This window comes from Pseudarthrobacter oxydans (assembly GCF_030812335.1).
Taxonomy (GTDB): Bacteria; Actinomycetota; Actinomycetes; order Actinomycetales; family Micrococcaceae; genus Arthrobacter; species Arthrobacter oxydans_B.
Genome location: NZ_JAUSSN010000006.1, coordinates 43549 through 63968, shown reverse-complemented (window position 1 = coordinate 63968; position 20420 = coordinate 43549). Strand labels below are relative to the sequence as shown.

At 63.5% G+C, this 20420-nt stretch carries 13 protein-coding genes; 3 read left to right on the top strand and 10 right to left on the bottom strand.

Going from position 1 to position 20420, the window contains the following annotated elements:
• Nucleotides 1-35 precede the first annotated feature (35 nt).
• From J2W14_RS11340 to J2W14_RS11330, 3 genes are all read left to right on the top strand, one after another.
• On the top strand, nucleotides 36-3872 hold the full coding sequence (locus J2W14_RS11340) for a CDP-glycerol glycerophosphotransferase family protein (protein ID WP_307462472.1): 3837 nt from the start codon (nucleotides 36-38) through the stop codon (nucleotides 3870-3872).
• A 75-nt stretch (nucleotides 3873-3947) separates the two neighbouring features.
• Nucleotides 3948-4796, top strand: coding sequence for a hypothetical protein (locus J2W14_RS11335; protein ID WP_307462470.1), 849 nt, complete (start codon nucleotides 3948-3950; stop codon nucleotides 4794-4796).
• Between the two features lie 58 nt (nucleotides 4797-4854).
• Nucleotides 4855-5343, top strand: a complete 489-nt coding sequence (locus J2W14_RS11330) for a hypothetical protein (protein ID WP_307462469.1) — start codon at nucleotides 4855-4857, stop codon at nucleotides 5341-5343.
• A gap of 51 nt (nucleotides 5344-5394) precedes the next feature.
• On the opposite strand, the gene J2W14_RS11325 is transcribed toward J2W14_RS11330, so the two are convergent.
• The 10 genes from J2W14_RS11325 to J2W14_RS11280 form a co-directional block, all read right to left on the bottom strand.
• The gene (locus J2W14_RS11325) at nucleotides 5395-6075 is read right to left on the bottom strand and encodes an acyltransferase (protein ID WP_307462467.1); all 681 of its coding nucleotides are present in this window, start codon (nucleotides 6073-6075) and stop codon (nucleotides 5395-5397) included.
• Between the two features lie 74 nt (nucleotides 6076-6149).
• Nucleotides 6150-8696, bottom strand: a complete 2547-nt coding sequence (locus J2W14_RS11320) for a fibronectin type III domain-containing protein (RefSeq protein ID WP_307462465.1) — start codon at nucleotides 8694-8696, stop codon at nucleotides 6150-6152.
• A 262-nt stretch (nucleotides 8697-8958) separates the two neighbouring features.
• Nucleotides 8959-10476, bottom strand: a complete 1518-nt coding sequence (locus J2W14_RS11315; protein ID WP_307462463.1) for a glycosyltransferase — start codon at nucleotides 10474-10476, stop codon at nucleotides 8959-8961.
• A gap of 16 nt (nucleotides 10477-10492) precedes the next feature.
• Nucleotides 10493-12286: a glycosyltransferase gene (locus J2W14_RS11310; protein ID WP_307462461.1), complete on the bottom strand. Its 1794-nt coding sequence runs from the start codon at nucleotides 12284-12286 to the stop codon at nucleotides 10493-10495.
• A gap of 187 nt (nucleotides 12287-12473) precedes the next feature.
• Nucleotides 12474-13748: a UDP-N-acetyl-D-mannosamine dehydrogenase gene (wecC, locus tag J2W14_RS11305; RefSeq protein WP_307462460.1), complete on the bottom strand. Its 1275-nt coding sequence runs from the start codon at nucleotides 13746-13748 to the stop codon at nucleotides 12474-12476.
• Nucleotides 13735-15642, bottom strand: coding sequence for a glycosyltransferase family protein (locus J2W14_RS11300; RefSeq protein WP_307462459.1), 1908 nt, complete (start codon nucleotides 15640-15642; stop codon nucleotides 13735-13737). The genes wecC and J2W14_RS11300 overlap by 14 nt, the downstream gene beginning before the upstream one ends.
• On the bottom strand, nucleotides 15642-16529 hold the full coding sequence (locus J2W14_RS11295; RefSeq protein WP_307462457.1) for an ABC transporter ATP-binding protein: 888 nt from the start codon (nucleotides 16527-16529) through the stop codon (nucleotides 15642-15644). Before J2W14_RS11295 ends, J2W14_RS11300 begins: the two co-directional genes overlap by 1 nt.
• Nucleotides 16516-17403, bottom strand: a complete 888-nt coding sequence (locus J2W14_RS11290; protein ID WP_307462455.1) for an ABC transporter permease — start codon at nucleotides 17401-17403, stop codon at nucleotides 16516-16518. Before J2W14_RS11290 ends, J2W14_RS11295 begins: the two co-directional genes overlap by 14 nt.
• On the bottom strand, nucleotides 17403-19154 hold the full coding sequence (locus J2W14_RS11285) for a glycosyltransferase family 4 protein (protein WP_307462454.1): 1752 nt from the start codon (nucleotides 19152-19154) through the stop codon (nucleotides 17403-17405). The genes J2W14_RS11290 and J2W14_RS11285 overlap by 1 nt, the downstream gene beginning before the upstream one ends.
• Nucleotides 19151-20413, bottom strand: a complete 1263-nt coding sequence (locus J2W14_RS11280) for a glycosyltransferase family 4 protein (protein ID WP_307462453.1) — start codon at nucleotides 20411-20413, stop codon at nucleotides 19151-19153. The genes J2W14_RS11285 and J2W14_RS11280 overlap by 4 nt, the downstream gene beginning before the upstream one ends.
• Nucleotides 20414-20420: the final 7 nt, after the last annotated feature.

Sequence of the window (20420 nt, the reverse complement as noted above, 5' to 3'; positions counted from 1 at the left end):
ATTTCCAGCAACAACATTAGGACGCAGTAAACAGCATGAGCTCCGCACACAAGGCAATCGAACACGGACTACTTCTTGAGGAGCGGAAAGACTGGACCGCCGCCGTCGAGGTGTACACGGCCATGCTCGACGCCGCGGAGGGTCCCGACGCAGAGCTGGCCTTCCGTCTCGGGCATGCGCACTTCCACCTCAGGCAGTGGACCGAAGCGGAGGATTTTCTGCGCATGGCAATCAGCTGGAATCCCCATCCGGCTACTTGGCATTACCGCCTCGGTTTCGTCCAAGAGCAGCTGGGACTCTTTGCCGAGGCTGCCGGAAGCTACAGGGCTGCGCTGGATCTCGAGCCGCATCGGGAGCGCTGGCAGCTCCGGCTGCGTGCTGCTCAGGCGGCCTCTGACCTGGCCGATCCAGAGGGTGCGCTCGCCCGCTCACAGCACTGGAATCCCGACTACCACTCGGAAAAGCTCGAGCGGCTTCGGGAGAACAAGGGCCCGTTGTGGCAGCAACTGCAGGTTCTGGCAGCCGGAAGAGACGCCCACGAAGCCAGTGTGGAGTGGGTAGTCCAGCTTGGCGCCGCCCAGTACGGCATGAATCGCTACGTCGACGCGGCGGCAAGTTATGCGGCAGCCAGCGTGATGCGTCCCGGCAACGCGGAATGCTACTTCTACGCCGGGCACGCATATGAACTCAGTGGCGAGGCGCAGAAAGCCGAGGAGTCATATGCGCAGGCCGTACTTCACGATAAGAACCTGAAGTCGGACACCGTCGGAATCGGTGCGTTCTTCCAGAAGAAGGGCCAGTGGACTGAGGCGCTGGGCCATTATCAAGCCCATCTTCGCCGACACCCGGCCAATGCCCAAGTTGCCTACCGGGTCGGACTTGCTTTCGACCGTTGCTACCGCTGGGCTGAAGCGGCGGACGCATACGAGTACGCGATCATCCTCCAACCGGACGTCGCGTACTGGCACTACAAACTGGGGCTGGCCCGTGAACGCACCCTCCAGTGGCCGCAGGCTGCCGAGGCGTATGGACATGCATGGCGGTTGGATGACTCCAAGAAATACTGGGCCTACCGGGCCGGCTACGCGCTGGAGACGGCCGGACGGGCTAAGGAGGCTTGCGACTTCTACTTGGCCTCAGCGACCTACCCGCACCCGGGATCACCCGCCGACAGCCCGATCGATGTATCGGGCAGTGACGGCCGCTACCTCAAGAACGTGCTTGACCAAAGGCTGCCCGGCCTGGCCGCCACGCAGTCCATCGAGGTGATGCAGCGTGTCGGCCAGCTCGCTGCGCAGTTGGGCGAATGGGATACCGCTGGGTCCGCCTTTGCAGACGTCGCCGCGCGGAGCAACAAACTCGATCCACGCAAGTTTTACCAGCTGGGCGCAGCACGCCACCAGAGCGGGGCGTTCAGCGCCGCCTGCGACGCATTCCGCCAGATGCGCCTGTTTAAGACCTCCGACGGCATAGACGTCGACAGCTACGTGAAGAACAAGGCGCAGAAGACGAGCCTGGAGTACGTTGAGTACTACGAGACCCTCCCTCTTGAGCCGAAGACCATCCTCTGGGAAAGCAACCACGGCGCGTCCATAGGATGCCACCCGCTGGCAGTCTTCGACGAGGTCTGCTCAGATCCCCGATACCAGGACTTCAGTCACTACTGGGCTATCAACAACGAGGACAACATCCCCGACCGTCTCCGCGGCCGCAAGAATGTGCGGTTCGTGCAGACAAATTCGGACTTGTACAAGAGAGTCCTGTCCGCGGCCGGACACCTCGTGAATAACGTGTCATTTCCGCCGTATTTTGTGCGCAAAGATGGACAAAGATACCTCAACACCTGGCACGGAACGCCGTTGAAAACGCTGGGCCGGGACATGGCAGGCGGCCCGGTCGCCCATGCCAACATTGCCAGGAACTTTCTGCAGTCAACCCACATCATGAGTCCGAACCAGCACACCTCGCAGGCCCTGATCCAACGACACGACATCGAGGGTCTATTCAGGGGCAAGATCGCGGTCACGGGTTCTCCGCGGATTGATGGCCTGGTCAACGCTGGTGAGTCCAAACGCCGTGAACTGCGCAAGAGGCTGGGGATCTCTCCGGATGACCAGAAACCGGTGGTTCTTTACGCACCCACGTGGCGCGGCGCCTCGGACGACCGGCACGTCGACGCCGTCAGGCTTAGGGACGACCTGGACGCCATGCGCGGAGCGGACCACCACGTGTTCTTCCGAGCCCACCGCCTCACGGAGGGCCTGCTGACCGGATTCGACGCCGGCACTTCGGTCGTTCCCGGTGACATCGATACCAATGACCTCCTTGCCGCGGTTGATCTACTCGTCACGGACTACTCGAGCATCTTCTTCGATTTCCTTCCAACGGGCCGGCCCATCGTCTTCTACGCCTTCGATCTGGAAGACTACGCAGAAAACCGTGGCCTGTACTTCGATATGCAGCAGATGCCCGGCACCGTGGTTCGGGAAAGGTCGGGACTCGCCGCAGGCATCCGGTCTTCGCTGAGGGCCGATCCGGAATCCGATCCGGAGTATCTCACCGCCCGGAACCAGTTCTGCCCGCAAGAGGATGGAAAAGCCGCGAAGAGGGTGGCCCGGTTCTTCTTCGAAGACGACCCGGATGGACTCGCCGAAGGTCCTGCGGACGAGAAAACCACTCTCCTGTTCCACCATGGTCTCCTTCCCAACGGTATTGCGACCTCCTTCAGAAACCTGGTCGCCAGCCTGGACACATCACGCTTCCGCGCCGTACTGGTGGTCGAACCGGCCGTTCTGGCAGCCGACCCGGCACGAATGAAGAAGCTCAATGAACTGCCGAGCCATGTCCAGATAATCGGCAGGACGGGTGTCCAATCCCACACCCCGGAAGAACGCTGGATTTCCCGAAAATTGACGGCGACCCTGGACCTGCCCTCCGAGGCTCAGTGGAAGATCTACCGCTCATCGTTCAAGCGTGAATTCCGGCGCATTTTCAGCGACAGCGTTTTCGACTCAGTCATCGAATTCGACGGCTATGCGCCGTTCTGGTCAAGTCTGATCGCTTACAGTCCGGACGGGGCCCACAGGTCGATTTACATGCATAACGACATGGCCAACGAAAAACTCATGAAGTTCCCCGTGCTGGAAATCATCTTCCGTCTCTACCGGGACTTCGATGCGCTCATCTCCGTGGCCTCGAGCGTCTCTGACAAGAACCGACGCGAGCTGGCGGTCCCATACGCCTTGGACCGCGAAGCTTTCACGCACTGCGACAACCAGATTGATCCGGACAGGGTCCACTCGGGAGCCGCCGAACCGTTGGACCACGACATTGCCGAATGGTACGAAACCGGACCCTACAACTTCGTCACGATTGGTCGGCTGTCCCCGGAAAAGGACCATCGAAAGCTGATCCGGGCCTTTGTCCGGTTCCACGACTCCAATCCCGGGGCCAAGCTCATGATCATCGGCGACGGTCCTCTGCGCTATGAGCTTGAGAAACTGATCCTCCGGCAAAAGGCTTCCGGATACATCTGGCTCGCCGGACAGCGCCAGAATCCGTACCCGGCGCTGCAACGCGCACAGTGTTTCGTCCTGTCCTCTCTCCATGAAGGCCAGCCCATGGTTTTATTTGAGGCCATGATTTTGGGTCTTTCGATCATCTGCACTGAAATGCCCGGGCCCCGGGATGTCCTGCAGGACCGTTTCGGCCTGATCGTGGAAAATTCCGAGGACGGACTTCTTGGAGGATTGGCAGCCGCCGGGCGAGGCACAATCCCCCGTGAACGCTTCGAGCCTTCGGACTACGTTGAGAGTGCGCTCAATCAGTTCCTGACGCGTAATCTGGGCAGCAGAGACCTTGCCATCAGCTAGTCCCAGTCCCCAAGCCCCTGACGGCTGCGGCGATCACTCAGGAATCCCGGGTCCCCAAAAGAATGAGACGTCCGCATGAAGTTGGTCAGTCCTTACATTGCTTCGCCGCGGCCGGTGCACTTCAAGTTTCGGCCAGCACGGAAGGGCGCCAGGCATATCATCGTGATCTTCACGTCCATCCGGGCCGAGATGAACTGGCTGGACTTTGACCACGATGGCCCCCTGCTCGCCCACAACAGGGCCAATCTATTGTGGATTTACGACACGTTCGGCGCGGAGTATTCCTATTACCTGGCCGAAGGGCGCAATTTTGAAATTGAAGAGTCGGTCGCGCAACTCATAGAGGAAGTTATCGGGAGTTTGCACCTCAGCAGCAACGATTGCACCATGGTGGGCATGTCGAAGGGCGGTTCGGCGGCGCTCAGACTGGGAATAAGATGTGATGCGAAAAACATCCTGGCTCTCACCCCCCAATTGGCCATTGGTTCGTACCTGTTGAATCGAAAGCGAACAGAAATCATCAGGTATATGAGTGGCAGCACTGAGAAACACGACGTCGACTGGTTGAACAATTTAGTTCCAGACCGGATTCGGTCCGATCCCAACAGAGCGCGCAATGTTTACCTGATCACGTCCCCCTATGATCCCCATTGCATCGACTATCTGGATGATGTGCTGCCCCATTTTCGTAGATATTCGAATTTCAGCCTCCTATCGACTGCTTCGGATTTAGCCCGCAACCATCTGCAGACACTTCACTACAACATTCCGTTCGTTGTTTCGCTCTTGGGAATACTGGCCGAAGGCCTTTCTCCACGCTTCGGCGAGGACTCCAACGGCTTCGGCTTTGATGGCAGTGGCCACAGGGACCGGCACTTCAAACTCGGGCAAAAATTCGGTGGACTTCTGCCCGGCTCCGCCTAGCTGCCTTTGGCAGGATTATCTGCTTCCTATTTGCCCGCGGAATCCGCCGCCAGAAGGCTTGAACGATGGTTCATTTTTCATTCCGGTTCACAGAGAGAATTGCAGCCCTTCAATGCCGCGCCAGCAGGTTCAGAACGACCATCACGTTGGACGTGACCGGCCCCTTAGCTTCACCCCTCCCCCAAGCCTGGCTGCCATCAGCCTGACGCTCGAACAAGGTCTGAAGGTAGCCCCGCAGGCAACAAAGCTGTGGTTCTATACGTCCCGTTGCCTGGTGGTGGACATGGAGTGGAGCGGCCGGAAAGTTGCGATCGATATTGTTCTGACTGACGATGACGACATCATTGTCAAGATGCATACAAGGGCTGCAGACGGGCATGAGATTTTGCAGAGGGTAGTTGCGCGCACCGGCTGTGTTCTAAGATCGGGAAAATATTTGATCGCCCGTGTTCCGCTCGGTGCTGACGCGAGCGCCACCGGCCACGCACTTCTCGGTGTCCTGAATAATCTCTATGCGCGGAGCCAGGAGCCCACCGACGCTCCGTAGTGCCGGGCACCTCACGGCGACAAGATCATCCTCCGCTGGCGGCCGGCAGGCCTAGTTTCCCACCAATTCATCAGCGGAAAAGATCGAGGGAACACTGTCCGGAATCTCGTTCATTTGGAGATGCGTACGCACCCAGTTGATCTTCTCGCGGTGGACCGTCGCCGGGGATCCTAGGGCCAAGGTGTGCGGCGGGACGGGGCGTGATCTGGTGACAACACTCCGCGCCCCAATGACGCACCCGCTACCGATCGTTGAGCCGGGCATCACGAAAACTTCCTGGCCTATCCACACGTGGTCCCCGACCGCTATGGACCGGGAAGGGTTGATACGCTCACCCGATACCCCGTCGTAGATCGGGTGGGAATCGTCGGCGCGAATGCGGCACTGATTTGCTATCAGTACGTCATCGCCGAAGGTAACGCCCGCGCCCTCCGCCGTCGATATCTGCAAATCAAAACCGCTGTAGAATTTCTCCCCCATCGACACGGCGCATTCCAGTCCCAAGGTGATGCGGCCCCGGTACCAAGCCCACTTTCCCATGCTCACCGAAGAATTGTTCCGGTGGAATACGATCGCGCCGCCGAATTTGGATCCGGTCCCGAAGACGACCCGGCAATTGGCGCCCTTGAACTCAATCGACGCGCCCGGGGAACAAGCGGGCGCGCCTACGATGCTGTTGCCATTCGCGTCCGAGTAGTCACGTATGTCGTGGCCCCTGAGTATTGCCGTCATGTTCCTCCGCTAGTCGCCGCAGCCGCCGTCCGGCCACCAGCAACCCTATCGCACGCCCGTACGGTGGCCCCTGGTCAGGGCAGTCCCACCTTCGCCACAAGCATGTTGTGGTCCGAGGGGATGATGCCGGTGAAGTTGCCGGCGCTGTCGATGTTGGCCACGGTTTCCCACTGCGATACGCGCATCTTGGACGTCAGGATGTAATCGATGTAGGAGCCGTTTGCCGACTTGTTGTCCACACCCGGTGCGAGGGTCGCAAAACCGTTCCAGCTGTCGAGGTGCGCGTTGATCCGTTTCTCCGCAGTGGCCGCCATGCTCGGGAAGTCCTCCCAGTAGTCATTTCCCAGGGGATCGACGAGTCCGAAGGCCGTGAAGACGTCGTACGGGGCGTTGGACGGCTTCTGCCACTTGCTCGAATTGAGGTCGCCGGTCATCACGACCGGTAGGCCAGCGGTGTTTTCCTGCTTGATGACGCTGACAATAGCGTCCGCCTGTTGCTTCCGGAGGTCATAGAATCCGTCGGCTTTGCTGGTGGAAAGGTGCGTGTCGCCGAAGAAGAAGAGTTTTCCCGTGGATTTCTGCTTGGCAATGGCCCAGGCGAAAAACCGGGGATTTTCCGGGACGCTGGCGAGCGGAAGTGCTTTGCTGCCCGTCCTGACGAGCTCGACGGTCGCCGCGTTGTAGAAGATCCGGGTCCCCTGGGAAGCTCCCTGGTCTGCATAGACGCAATTGGTGGGGGTTGTGGGGTCGATGCAGTTATTCCGCTTGGTGTTGCTGAGCGCGTAGTTGGCTCCGGTGTTGTTGAGTCGCTGCTGAAGATCCTCGAACTGCGACAGCCCGCCTGCCTGGCCCGGCTCATTCAGCCAGCCCTGGGAGGCCTCCTGCGCGCCAATAATGTCCGGCATCCGTGACTTGATGTTGTTGACGACGGCGGTGCGCCGCTCGGACCACGGAAGGGCATTGGTGGTGGTGTCGCTTTCGGCACTGCAGTTTGCACACATTACGTTGTAGCTTGCCACCGTCAACGGGTTGCTGAGGGCGGGCGGGGCTGGCGGTTCTGCCTTCGTGGTCAGGTTAAGCACCGGGGTGTAAGCGCTGAGGCTGGTTCCGGCCTCGTCAATCACCCTGACCTGGAAGTAGTAGGCGGTGAGCGCGTTCAGCCCACGGAGTTCCGCAGTGTTGGTCCCGTAATAGCGGTGCCATGCGGCATCGGACATATCAGCCTTGGTTGCGACTGCGAGCCGGTATCCCGGCGCGTTGGGGACAGGGTTCCAGCTCAGGTCCACTGTCCGGTGGGTTGAAGTCCCGGTGAAACCCGTGGGGGTCGTAGGGGCTGCTGGGACCGTTGGGGAAACAGGCGGCGTGGTGAACGTGACAGCCGGGGAATAGGAAGTGAGGTTCTCCCCCGCAGTACCAATGACCCTGACCCTGGCGAAATAGACCGTCGTGGGAGTCAGCCCGGTCATGACACCGGAGACCTCCGTGAAGCGCTTATAGACCGAGTCGCTCATGTCGGACTTGCTGTAAACCTGCACCCGGTATCCCGGAGCACTGGCCACGGGGTTCCAGGACACTGCGAGGGCGTCCGGACCCGTAGCCGTTGCCTGCAGCCCTGTCGGCACCGTGTAGGCGGCCGCGGGCGCGGCGGCAGTAGTTGCGGTGATCGCTGCGGAGTACGCCGTGAGGGATACCAGTCCGTCGGCAGTGATCCCGCGCACCCGGAACTTGTACTGCGTGCTGTTCACCAGATCGGGTATCACCACAGCCGACTCGGTGAACCGGTAATACACGGAATCACTCATGTCCGCTTTCGTGTACACCTGCACCCGGTACCGCGGCAGATTCGCCGACTTGTCCCAGGACAGACTCACCGTCGTATCCGTCTGCGCCGTGCTCTTCAATCCCGTCGGCACGGTGTAGGCAGGCGCAGCTGTGGTGGACGCGGTGATTGCCGCGGAGTACGCCGTGAGGGATACCAGTCCGTCGGCACTGATCCCGCGCACCCGGAACTTGTACTGCGTGCTCTTCACAAGACCGGGTATCACCACAGCCGACTCGGTGAACCGGTAATACACGGAATCACTCATGTCCGCTTTCGTGTACACCTGCACCCGGTACCGCGGCACGTTCGCCGACTTGTCCCAGGACAAACTCACCGTCGTGTCCGTCTGCCCCGTGGACTTCAATCCCGTCGGCACCGCATAGGTCGGCGCAGTGTAGACCGGTGCGGCCGCAGTCGTTGCGGTGACCGCCGCGGAGTATGCCGTCAGTGATATCAGCCCGTCGGCAGTGATCCCGCGCACCCGGAACTTGTACTGCGTGCTCTTCACCAGATCGGGTATCACCACCGCCGACTCGGTGAACCGGTAGTACACGGAATCACTCATGTCCGCTTTCGTGTACACCTGCACCCGGTACCGTGGCACATTTGCCGACTTGTCCCAGGACAAACTCACCGTCGCGTCCGTCTGCCCCGTGCTCTTCAATCCGGTCGGCACAGCGTACGCAGGATCGTAGGCAACGGATGCGGGGGCGACCGCGAGGCTGGCGAGGAGCAGGAGCGCTGTGAGTACCGCGGTAGCGGACTTCCGAAGCCCGTGGGTCAAGCCTTTGGTCTGCATCCGACACCCTTAAATAGGGGATCACCGTCACCGGAATTCTGTTCCGAAGCGATCCATCGTCCAACTTCCGGCGACGATTCAGAAAGAACCTGGCAGGTACTTTCTAACCAACCGTCGGCAGGCAGCGAGATGATGGTATCGACCCAAGGCCCAGAGGAGACGCAGGGTAGGCGCAAATTTGGCGCAGGCTAGTGTGAGGGCAGGCCGGCCGCCGTCCGGCCATCACGGACGGCGGCGCCGGCCAGCCGCGGGCCGTTAGTGCCTAGCTGGAGACCTTTGCAGCAGGAGTGACCGGCATGGCCCACAGCTTTCGTTCTATCGCATCCCGCATGGCGGCGCCCCACTTCGAGACGACCATCGCGTCATTGAAGGCATGAGCCCGGGCGACGGCCGCGCGGCGCATGTCTTTGAGATCTTCCTCGCCCATGGTGCTGAGTTGACGGATCCGCTCCGACATCGCCGAGATATCGCCCGCCTTCACGAGGAACCCGTTGACGCCGTCCTGGATGATGTCAGCAGGACCATACGGAACGTCATAGGAGATGGGGATGCATCCGGCACTCATGGCCTCGATCAGGACGAGCCCCTGCCCTTCGAGTTTGCTGGTCAGGAGAGTGAATGAAGCACGTTCGAATTCCTGCCGGGCATCGATGGAGTAACCCCGCAAGGCGACGTGGTCCCCCATGCCGATCGAGTCGATCAGCTTCGCAAGCGCGGCCTGTTCCGAGCCTTGGCCGTAGATCTCCAGCAGGTACCCGACGTCAGAGGACTTTCGCGCCTCTGCCACGGCGCGGATGGCGTGGTCAAGTCTCTTGCGGCCGGTCAGGCTCCCCAGGATGATGCCCAACTCAGGAGTGTGGCCCTCTTCCGGGTCCGACACCGCGGGAAGTGATCTGCTGTTCGGGATAACGCAGGTGTTCCGGGGATTATCGAAGACCAGGTCCACGTCCTTCTTCTGGCTTTCGGTCAGGAAGACCACGGCGTCGAAGGAACTCAGACGCTCGAACACATACCGCCGGGTCGGGCTGAGCTCCCCGTACGGGGGAAGGGCGCCGCTGGCCATGTGGGAGTTGTGCACCAAGTGCATGGTGACGACGTTGTCTCGACGGTACCGGGTCATGAAATTGGCGGTCGACTTGCTGTCAACAATCATGAAGGATTCGCGGCCTTCGACCACGCAGTCGAGCCAGAAAAGGTAGAGCGGCCAGATCTGGTTCCACGAGGCCACGGGACGGCCGTCGAAACCGCACAGGGTTACCAGCCGCCCGCCTTCAACTCCCCTGACGGAGACGTCCCGGCGGTCGGAGGCCACGACGGTTCCATCCGACCGGAAATAGTCCACTTGGAGGACCGTCTTCCCGTCGGAGCCATAGCGGACCCGGCGGCGGAGGACCCCGCCGCTGGCTTCGTCCGTGGCCTCCTCCTCCGCGCCGATCGCCGAAAACTCGCCGACGACGTTCTTGCCGGGTTTCGACGACGCCAACTGGCTCTCCGTGAGCTGGCCCAGTTCATCCCAGAGGTTCCGCAGCCGCAGCCCCGGTATCAGCTCACCGGCGGCTTCGAGCTCGCAACGGATATCGCCGTAGTCCAGTGACCAGGCAAAAGTCAGGACATCCACGGGCACACCGGCTTCCTGCATAAACGCCCGCGAACGGTGCAGGAGGGCATTCGTCATGCCGCCGTACTCCGTGGGTATCCCCCAGGTGATGGCACAGTGGTACCCCGCGGGCAGGGTCGGAAGGCCGCGGGCCTGGTCGTCGCGCACGTCCTGCTGATTCATAACGATCTCCGAAAACTCAGACTGCATTGGCTGTGGATGTTGAGGGTGCGGGTGCGGGCCTCAACGGGCGAAGGCTTAGGTTGCCGTGCACGGTTCCATAGACATCCATGGGACTCGGGACCGGGGCCCGGAAGGGCAGCCGGGACGACACGCGGCGGCCCAGCAGTTGGGTCTCGAGGGTGGCGTCGACGACATATTCGCTCAGGGCCTGCATGACGTCCGGGCCGAAGCGGAAGACGCTGGAAAATTCGCCCTCGGCTGTGTGTCCGGTCACCTCGCCGGACGCCCTGAAGAAGGACTCGGTGCCCCGGATTCTCAGTCGGCACAGGAAACGCGGCGTATCCGCGTCGAGGCTATCGCTCTCGGCGGTCAGCCGGGCGGTTACCCGCAACTCGAGGGCCCCGTCCGACCAAGTTCCCCAGACGGTGTCCGTGACTGCCACTTGGAGTTCCGGGGCGGGGATGGCCTTGCTGGCCGCCGCGGCCGTCAATGCTTCGGACCACATGGAGACCACGGGGGCGTCGGAGAAGTCGACGGCCCTGGAAATCGCGGCTTCCCGCATGGTGGCCTTTTGTTCGGCCGGCAACCCCAGAAATGCTGCCACGCACTCGGCCAGTGCCTGCTCATTCCCGTATTCAACGATGTAGCCGTTGACGCCGTGCGTGATGATCGACGACGGGCCGTAGTGGATGTCGTAGGCGATGGGCACACAGCCGGCGGACATGCTCTCCAGAATCACCAGGCCAAAGGATTCGGACGAACTCGTCAGCAGCGAAAAAGAGGATTCGCCGAACACCCTGGCCGGCGAATGGGTGTGGCCCTTGAGCTGGACCAAGGAGGAAACGCCCAGCCGCTGGATGAGGCTTTCCAACCTGGCGCCCTCGTCCCCCTCGCCGTAGATGCCCAGGGTAGCGGTTGTCTGAAGGCGGTGGTTCACGTCGGTGACCGCCCGGATGGCGTGATCTATCTGCTTGAGGGGCCGCAACTGGGCCAGCAACACACCGGCCGTCGGGTCGCGGTCGCCTTCCACGGGCTGGACGGGCAGCGCTCGGCTGTTGGGTATGACATGGATGTTGCCGATGTCCCCGACGCGTGCCCTGATGTCCTCTGCCTGCATCCGGGTCAGGATTGCCACGCCGTCGAAGTTGTCGAAGCGGGGCACGACCACGTCGCCGGAACCCGAGAGCGGCGAGGCCGGCCCGTCTACCGCGGTGGCGAGGTGGGAATCATGGACCATCAGAAAGACGGTCGCCGACGGCCGCCGGTAGGTCTTCATGAACGTCGCGGCGTGCTTGTTATCCACGATGAAGAACGAGTCGTGGCCGTCAGTCAAGTGATCCAGCCAGGACCGGTACATTTCCCACGATGAACGCCACTGCTCCACCGGCAGACCCTGGGCATTGCAGAGAGTGAGCGACCTGCCCCCGTGCTGGCCCGGGGTATCGACATCGTTGCGGTCCGAAAGGAAGAGAGATCCGTCCTCACGCAGGTAGTCCGTCTGCAGCAGCGTCGTGCCGTCAGCAGCAAATCTCTGGGTCCGCCCGCTCGGGCCGCCTTCCACCGAGGTGACGGGCGTTCCCGTCTCGCCGAGCGGAGTGAAGCCGGTAAGTTCCTCCGCCGGGAGAACGGGAGCGTCTCCGGCAAGGGAGGCAAGGTCTTCCCAAATGTTGCGAAGAGTGACCCCGCCGGTCAGTTTCCCCTGTTCGGTGAGTGTCTTCCGGATGTCCGGGTAGTCGCGGAAATTGTCGAAGGTGAGAATTTCCACCGGCGCCCCGCCCTCGGCGGCGAAGGCCCGGGAGCGGTGCAGCATGGAGTTTGTCCTACCGCCGTGCACCACAGGCACGCTCCAGGTGACGGCAAAATGCTTGCCGGCGGGCAGCCGCGATGATGTGTCACTTCGGTTATGCATTAATCTCCCCTGGGCCGGCCGCCGTGAGCGGCCCGACCCTCATCATTCGTTTACTTACAAAGCGCCGTTGACGCCTGCGCCGACTGCTTCAGCGCCAGAAACCGCGGGTGTCGATGATCTTCTTGCCCTCAAGGCTCGACGGTTCAATCTCACGGAACTTGTCGTGATCGACCAATAGCACCACGACGTCGGCCGCCTCGATCGCCTTGTCGGTTTCCGTCAGCCGGACGTTGGCACACTCAGCCAACTCCTTCGGCAGCTGATTCTTGTGCGGCGCCGCGACAAGAATATCCGCATCGGGCTGCAACGTTGCCACCCGCCGGACGATCTCCACCGCCGGTGACTCCCGGACGTCATCAATGTTGGCTTTGAAGGCCAGGCCCAGGCACGCAATCACCGGACGGCTGATACCGCTGGCAGCCTTCCGGACCTGTTCCACTACGTGGCCGGGCTTGCGGTCGTTGACTTCGCGGGCTGTACGGATCAGGACGGAGTTATCTGGGTCCGCGGCCACAATGAACCAGGGGTCCACGGCAATGCAGTGGCCGCCGACGCCGGGTCCGGGCTGAAGAATGTTGACCCGGGGATGGTGGTTGGCCAGCCGGATGAGCTCCCAGACGTCGATGTCCAGACTTTCGCTGATGACGGACAGTTCGTTCGCGAACGCGATATTCACGTCGCGGTAGGCGTTCTCCACCAGTTTTGACATCTCGGCCGTCGCAGCGTCCGTAAGGTGGATTTCGCCCTGGCAGAACACCCCGTACAGCGCAGCCGCGGCCTCGGCAGCCTCCGCAGTGAGGCCGCCCACCACACGGTCGTTCGTTACCAGCTCGACCATGATCCGGCCCGGCAGCACCCGTTCGGGACAGTGCGCCACCAGAAGGGCAGGCTGGCCGTCCCGGCCGTCAAGGCTCAGGTCCGGGCGGATCCCGAGAATCAGTTCCGCGAGCCGGCGGGTGCTCCCGGGCGGTGAGGTCGACTCCAGAATCACCAGCTCGCCGCCGCTCAGCTGGGGCGCGATGGCCCGGGCGGCGGCGGCGATGTAGGACATGTCCGCGGACTTGTCGGCATTGAACGGCGTCGGCACGGCAACGATGTAGGCATCCGCGCTGGGAGTTTCGCGTTGGGCCCGAAGCCTTCCCTGGCTGACCGCGCCCGCGACGTGGATGCCCAGGTCAGGTTCCACAAACGGCACGTCACCGTTGTTGACGGCGTCCACGGTGTCCTGGTTCAGATCGACCCCGATGACCTCCAGACCGTTGGTGGCCAGGATGGCTGCCGTGGGCAGCCCGATGTAGCCCAGGCCGACGACGGCGACCGTCCTGATGCCCGTCCCGGTCTCGGCGGTTCTAGATGTCAACATGTCCATGTAGCTTTCCGTAGAATTTAATGTCGCCCGAAGCAAGCAGCTCGGCATCCTCCACCTGCCAAGTGTGTCCGTCTCCCGTGCGTACCTGGAAGTAGTTGAAGCGGTCCGACGAATAGATGACCTTACCTGCGGCATGGACGGCGCGGAGAAATCCGGTGTCCTCGCCGACCGTGACGGGCTGGAACGGATGGTCGGTGAAGACGTCCCGGCGGGCCATAATGGTCGGTCCCATCACGAAGTCCGTGAACCGGTGCTCCCTGGCTGCGAACCTCAGGATGGCGGCGTTGGACGTCTCGAGGTGCATGTAGTGTGCCTGCTTACCCACAACGTCCGCACCCGAGTACGACAACGCGTGCAGCTGGTCACTCAGGTAGTGCGGGCCGTAATGGTCGTCGTCGTCCATCTTGGTGAGGACCTCGCCACCGGACGCGGCGACGCACCTGTTCAGGCACTCCCCCAGCGAAACCTCCCGCGACGCCTCCAGGAGCACCACGTTCCGGAGCCCGGACTGGCCGGAGAGCTCCGCCAGCCGTTCGGTGGAGAGTCGGAAGCCGTGGGTGAGCAGCACCAGTTCCGGTTCCACGCCGTGCTGTCCTGCGAGGGTTCGGAAGACACGCTCAAGGTTCTGCGGCCTGATGGTGGGCAACAACACCGAAAGCGACGGCCGCCGCACGCCGGCTTGTAGGCGAGGGAGTGCGTGCTGCAGGACGGTCTCCGCCCGGTGGGCGTAGGTGTGGCCCGCCCAGATGGTGCGCTGGGCCAGGTGCGCGGTGCGGTCGTTCAGCTCCGGGTTGGAGACCAGCGCGCGGGTCAGGTGTTCGGCATCCTTGCGGGTGGCGGCGACGGGCACCGCCGCGGGGGTGAAGAACTGCTCCATGGCCAGGCTGGGCGCGGTCACGACAGGCGTGCCGGATGCCGTGATCTCAAAGATCCGGCGGGCACACATGCTGGGCGAGTCAACCACCGAATTGACGTTGAGGAAGACCTTGTACGCCTTGTACGCGGACAGCGTCTGCGGGTAGCTCAGCGAACCGACAACGCGCGTATCCAGCGGCGCCGGGAACTGGTACTCGGCGTTGCCGCCGAGCTGGCGCGAGAAGATTTCCAGGCCCGTCCGCATCCTGGCGGACGCGTCCAGCGCGCCGCCGAGGAGGAAGTCCATCTGGGCCCTGCGCTCGGGATACTTGTGGGCAAAGTACATCCCCGCGAAGGCAACATCCCTGCTGTGCCGGCCGTGTCCGGGCCTGACCGGGTTATGGATGGCGGGCTGGGCGGCGAACGGAAGGGAACTGACTCGGTCGTGGCCCAGATCCACCCGGTACTGCGGAATGCGGCCCGAATCGGAGGTGAACACCCGGTCAAAGAGCCGGGCGGCGGGGAGGAAGTCGTCATAGTGGGGCGGGTCTTCCTTGTTCCAGAAGACGGTCGCGATGCCCTGCTCCCGGCACCAGCCGACGAGTTCGCGGAACTCGGCACTCGGACCGTTCGGGCCTGCCAGTTTGCCGCGCCACAGTCCGCTGTTCCCCGCCCACGCCGATTCCACGAACAGCAGGTCGACAGCGGCGGCTGCCAGGTCGGTGCGCCAGGTGTGCGGATGGACCGGGACGGTGGACCATTCGTAGCCGAAGGCCAGCGCCGAAAAATCGTCCAGGATGACTGCTGCACGCACATCCGGCCGGGATGGCTGCTGCAGGGGCAGGATCGCCGGCAGGAGCGAGAGCCGCCGCTTGTGTCCGCGGCCGGTCCAGGCCGCCTCGACGCCCTGGACGTTGCGCGGCGCGGCGAAGCCCTGTTCAATCCGCCGGCGGGACCGCCAGGACTTGAACTGCGCCGGCCCGCCCCTCCGCAGATGCCACAGTCCTGTCCGGATCTCCCGGAGACCCGCCATCAGCCCCGGCTCCGGCGTGAGGACCGCCCGCGGACCTCGGTGGCCACGAGATTCGCCTTGGCCTCGTCGAGGATCCTGGTGGCCGAAATGTTGTTGCCCTTGGAGAGGTGACGGGTGAACTCCTGGTAGGCCTTGATGGCTGCCTCAGGATCACCGTCCATGATCAGGTCGCCCTTGTCGAGCCAGATCACCCGGGTGCACATGTCCTTGATCGTGTCCAGGCTGTGGCTGACCAGGAACACGCAGCCCGCCTGTTCACGGAGCTCATCCATCCGCAGCTTGCTGCGGTCCGCGAACTGGGCATCACCGGTGTTGAGTGCCTCATCCACCAGGAGGATCTCCGGGTCGACGCTCGCCGCGATAGCAAAGCGCAGGCGGGATGCCATGCCTGAGGAGTAGGACTTCATCGGCAGGTGGATGGACTTCTCGAGTCCGGACAGTTCCACGATGCTGTTGAACTTCTCGTCCACCTCGGCCCGGCTCATGCCCATGGCGAGACACCCGAGGATCACGTTCTGGTCGCCGGACAGGTCCTGCACGAGAGCCGCATTGACGCCGAGCATGATGGGGGTGCTGGAGGCGAATACGGCGCCCTTGGACGGCTTGGACTGGCCGCTGATGATCTTCATCAGCGTGCTCTTGCCCGAGCCGTTCCGGCCGATGATGCCCACCGACTCGCCGCGCTCGACGACGAGCGACAGCCTGTTCAGGGCATGCACGGTCACCATGTTGGGTTTGCGGACCGCGCGGCGGAAGAGGCGCGGGGTTGCCTCTTCCGCGTCAGCGTCAGAAGCCGCGCTGGAGGCCACGCGGTACCGCATCTCCACGCTGTCCACCACCACGCAGGGGTGACCCTCGATGTAGAGCTCCTGGTCATCCGCGTCCATAGGATTCCTCCCCCTTCCAGAAGTAGACCAGGCCCACGCCCAGCGCCCCGAGGGCCCAGACAGCAAGAATGGCCCATGACTGCCACTGGGGAACCCTGGCGTAGAGGACACAGTCCCGGACGATGTCGATCACATTGAACAAGGGATTGAGCTTGATGACCGCCAGGACTTCGGGATGCGTGACGAACCGGTCGTAGGAAAAGAAGATGGCGGAACCGTACATCCAGGCCCGGAGCGCGAAGGGCAGCAGGTGCGTGACGTCGTGGACCCGGGAGATGATGCGGGCCAGGATGAGTCCCACCCCCAGGTTAAAGAGCGCCTGCAGCATGATGGCCGGTATCACCAGAATCCAGAGCCAGGTGATTTCCTCCGCGGGAGGCAGCACCACCACAATCAGCAGCATGGCGAGGATCAGAGGAACAGCCCTGAGCAGTTCCCGCACGTTGGCACCGATGGGTAGCGCCGCCCGCGGGAAGTTGAAGGCCTGGACCACGGATTTGTTGTTCCGGATCGAGCGTGCGCCGGACGTGATGGCGCCGGAGCTGTACTGGAACACAAAGATGCCCACGACCAGGTAGCCCACGAAGTTCTCGATCCCGCGGCTGGTGTTCAGCAGCAGCCCGAAGATCAGAAAGTAGGTCAGGCCGTTGAAGACAGGGTTCAGCAGCAGCCAGGCGCTGCCCAGCCGGTCCCGGCGCGTCCCGCTTTGAATGCGGGCACGGGCGTCGTAGAACATGAACTGCCTAAAGTCCCAGAGCCGGACGAGATAATCCAGGAACGATGGCCGCGAACCGACTCGGGTCAGCCGCCGCATGTCCACGGAGAGCGGCTGAACGGCCACCGTCTCCGGGTCTATTGCACTATCTGCGGACACTACTCGTTCTCCTCATGGTCATGGTGCAGCCCGGCGTAACGGGTGGTCAGGGCCTTGGCGTTGGCCGCCCAGGTCCTCCCGGCCAGCACCGCTGCACGGCCCGCCTGCCCCAACGCCGCCCTGTAGCCGGCGTCGGAGAGCAGCGTGGAGATCGCCTGGGCGAGCTCACGGGGGTCCTCGGCGGGGGCAAGAAGCCCGTTACCGCCGTCGTCTATTATCTCCCGAAGTGCGGGCAGGTCGCTCCCGACCACCGGTCGGGCACTCGCCAGGGCCTCGACGGGCTTGAGCGGAGTCACCGCCCGGGTCACGTCCAGGTCCTTGCGCGGGACCACAAAGACGTCGAGGGCCTGGTGGTAGAGCGGGGCCAGATCCCGCGGCACCCTGCCCGTAAATACTGCCCGGTCGGACAGCCCCAGGGCACTGATCTGATCCTCCAGGGCGGGCCGGGAGACACCGTCGCCGACGATCAGGAGGCGCAGCTGCGGGTAGTCCGGCGCGAGGAGCGCGAAGGCCCTCACGAGGTCATCCAGGCCTTCATAGGCGACAAGACTGCTGACGGTGCCGATGTAGAGTCCGTCCTCCGGCAGTCCCAGCTCGCGGCGTGCACCGGCCGGATCCAGCGGCGTCCGGAGGAAGGCCCCGCCCACCGCGTTGGGGGCGATGAGCACTTTCTCCCCGGGGATGCCCGCCGCCACGATATTGGCCTTCATGGCTTGGCCCAGCGTCACTACGAGGTCGGCGTCGTGCATGACGGCACTTTCCCGTTCCCGGAACAGCCGGTACTTTTCGCTGTCCCGGGCCTGGGGTCCGTGCGTGGCCGCCCACGTGTCCGCCAGCTGCCCGCGGACCTCGTAGACCCAGGGGATCCCCAGCGCCTCCGCCACGGCCCGGACCACCAGGCCGTTGACGAAGTGGGTGGTCGTGTGGAGGATGCCGGGCCTGAACTCCAGCGCCACTTTCAGCAGATCCTCGGCCTGTTGCTGCAGGCGCGCGTCCATGGTCGGCGCCAGCCGCGCCGGGAGCAGCCGGCGGTATTCGACGCCGTCCACGACGTCGCTGGCCCGGGCCAGGAGTTTTCCCACCTGCACGGGGTAGGCCAGCCGCGTGACGGCCAGCACGTCCCAGCCTGCCTCCTGCTGGGCCGCCATGACCGAGTGGGACCGCTGGGCGTAGCCGCTGGCGGTGTGGGGCAGGGAATTGGTCAGCAAATGCAGCACCCGGCCGGGTACGGGGGTGAACACCTGCCGGGGCAACGAGAGCCCGGCGCCGGCGTACACGGCTGCCTCGCCGGCCAGCCGTGCCTGCTGCTGCCGTCCCGCGCGGTTGGACCCCTCAAGGACGGCGGCGGCGCCGCTGAGGTCCCCGGCATACCAGAGCCTGCGGGCCTGCGCAGACTTGAGGCCGGGCGCATGGCCTGCACCGGCCAGCAGGAGGTCCGAGAGCTCCGGCAGATTGGCCACGAGCGCGATGTCCGCCAGCTTCCGGGCCTTTTCACCGGAGACGTTGCGGACTGCGGCGATCCGCAGGCGTCGTGAAACGTCGTCGGTGTCGCCGCGCGTGAGGGATGCGAGCAGCACGGGCACGGCTGCGGAGCCTTTGGGGGCCGCCGCGCAGGTCAGCCGGGCCAGGGGACGGACCACCGAGGACGGGACGCGCCGCGATGCTTGCAGGAAAAGCAGCACCGGATCGTCCGAGAGGTGCTGTCCAGCCGTGTGCGCGGCGAGTCGCAGGTTTCTTAGGGCCTGGATCATCGGGGGTCTACGGATGCCTTGCCCAGGAGCTCAGCGATGATGTCCACATACCGGCTGGCCAACAGCCCATACTCGGCATGGGTCTTGACCCACTGCCGGCTGTCCCCGTTGCGGACGAGCCGGCCCCGGTCGGCGGCCAGTTCGCGCCACAGCGCTGCCAGGGCCTCCGGGTCGCTGGCCACGATATCGCCGGCATCGGCGTCGGCAATGACGCGCGCCGCCTCGCCGCGCACCATGGCCGTCACGTGGCGGCCTACGGCCAGGACCTCATAGGTCTTGGACGGAACGGTGGTTTCGAAGGATTTCCAGTCGTCGCGGAGCGACACAAGGCACGTGTCCGCTGACGCGTAGCGCTCCATCATGGCCTCGCCGTGCAGCGGCGCGTGAAAAGTCACCGGCGCCTTCAACTCCCGGGCGAGCTTCTCAAGCGCCCGGCGCCGGGTCCCGTGTCCCACCATGTGCAGGTGCATCGAGTCGCCCACCAAGGCACTCGCCCGGATCGCCACCTCCAGCCGCTGGCTCTCGCCGTGGTTCCCGAGGTACAGGGCCTCAAAAACGGGCCGCTCCAGGTCCGGTGCATCGAGGACCGGGATGGCGTCCAGGTGCAGGCCGTTGCTGATGGTGGCCACCCTGCGGACTCCGCGTGAACGAAGGGTTTCAGCGAAACCCTCGGTCACGGTGACCACGAGGTCTGCCCGGTGCTGGACGAAATCAACGACGCGCTCCACGACGCTCTTGACGCTTCCCTGGACGATCCGGGCGTCGCGGGCAAGGTCAGGCCACGCATCCCGCATTTCGACAATCAGCGGTACTCTCCGCAACTTGGCGAGAGCGTACCCGGCAAGCAGGGACGGAAGGGCCGGCGCGGTGACAATGACGACGTCGGGCTTCCGGAGAAGCAGCCCGGCGGGCACGGAGAGCGCCGCCGAAAAGCACTGGTCCACCAGGCGGGCGACGCGGGAGTTGCCGTGACGCAGATACGGCACCCGGAGGATCTTCTCGGTGAATTGTCCGTCCTGCAGCACGAAGGGCCTGCCTGCCAGCCGCCGGGGCAGGGCACGGCGGCCGAAGGGGTAGTGCGCTACGGGCGTCACGACGTCGACGTCCCAGCCAGCACGGGAAAATTCCTTGATCATGGCGGTCCACCGGCGCTGGGGCGGACTGTGCTCGGGCCAGTACGAGTGCGTCAGCAACGTGACGCGCACCGGGGAGGTCTTGGGTTCAGGGCGGGCAGGGTCCAGCCCGGCGTGTTTTCGCATCCGGGTG

Excerpts from the sequence above, each read along its gene's own strand:
- J2W14_RS11285 (WP_307462454.1), bottom strand. The coding sequence starts at position 19,154 with ATGATCCAGGCCCTAAGAAACCTGCGACTCGCCGCGCACACGGCTGGA.
- J2W14_RS11295 (WP_307462457.1), bottom strand. The coding sequence starts at position 16,529 with ATGGACGCGGATGACCAGGAGCTCTACATCGAGGGTCACCCCTGCGTG.
- J2W14_RS11310 (WP_307462461.1), bottom strand. The coding sequence starts at position 12,286 with ATGCTGCACCGCTCCCGGGCCTTCGCCGCCGAGGGCGGGGCGCCGGTG.
- J2W14_RS11315 (WP_307462463.1), bottom strand. The coding sequence starts at position 10,476 with ATGAATCAGCAGGACGTGCGCGACGACCAGGCCCGCGGCCTTCCGACC.
- J2W14_RS11340 (WP_307462472.1), top strand. The coding sequence starts at position 36 with ATGAGCTCCGCACACAAGGCAATCGAACACGGACTACTTCTTGAGGAG.
- J2W14_RS11320 (WP_307462465.1), bottom strand. The coding sequence starts at position 8,696 with ATGCAGACCAAAGGCTTGACCCACGGGCTTCGGAAGTCCGCTACCGCG.
- J2W14_RS11325 (WP_307462467.1), bottom strand. The coding sequence starts at position 6,075 with ATGACGGCAATACTCAGGGGCCACGACATACGTGACTACTCGGACGCG.
- J2W14_RS11280 (WP_307462453.1), bottom strand. The coding sequence starts at position 20,413 with ATGCGAAAACACGCCGGGCTGGACCCTGCCCGCCCTGAACCCAAGACC.
- J2W14_RS11300 (WP_307462459.1), bottom strand. The coding sequence starts at position 15,642 with ATGGCGGGTCTCCGGGAGATCCGGACAGGACTGTGGCATCTGCGGAGG.
- J2W14_RS11335 (WP_307462470.1), top strand. The coding sequence starts at position 3,948 with ATGAAGTTGGTCAGTCCTTACATTGCTTCGCCGCGGCCGGTGCACTTC.
- wecC (WP_307462460.1), bottom strand. The coding sequence starts at position 13,748 with ATGTTGACATCTAGAACCGCCGAGACCGGGACGGGCATCAGGACGGTC.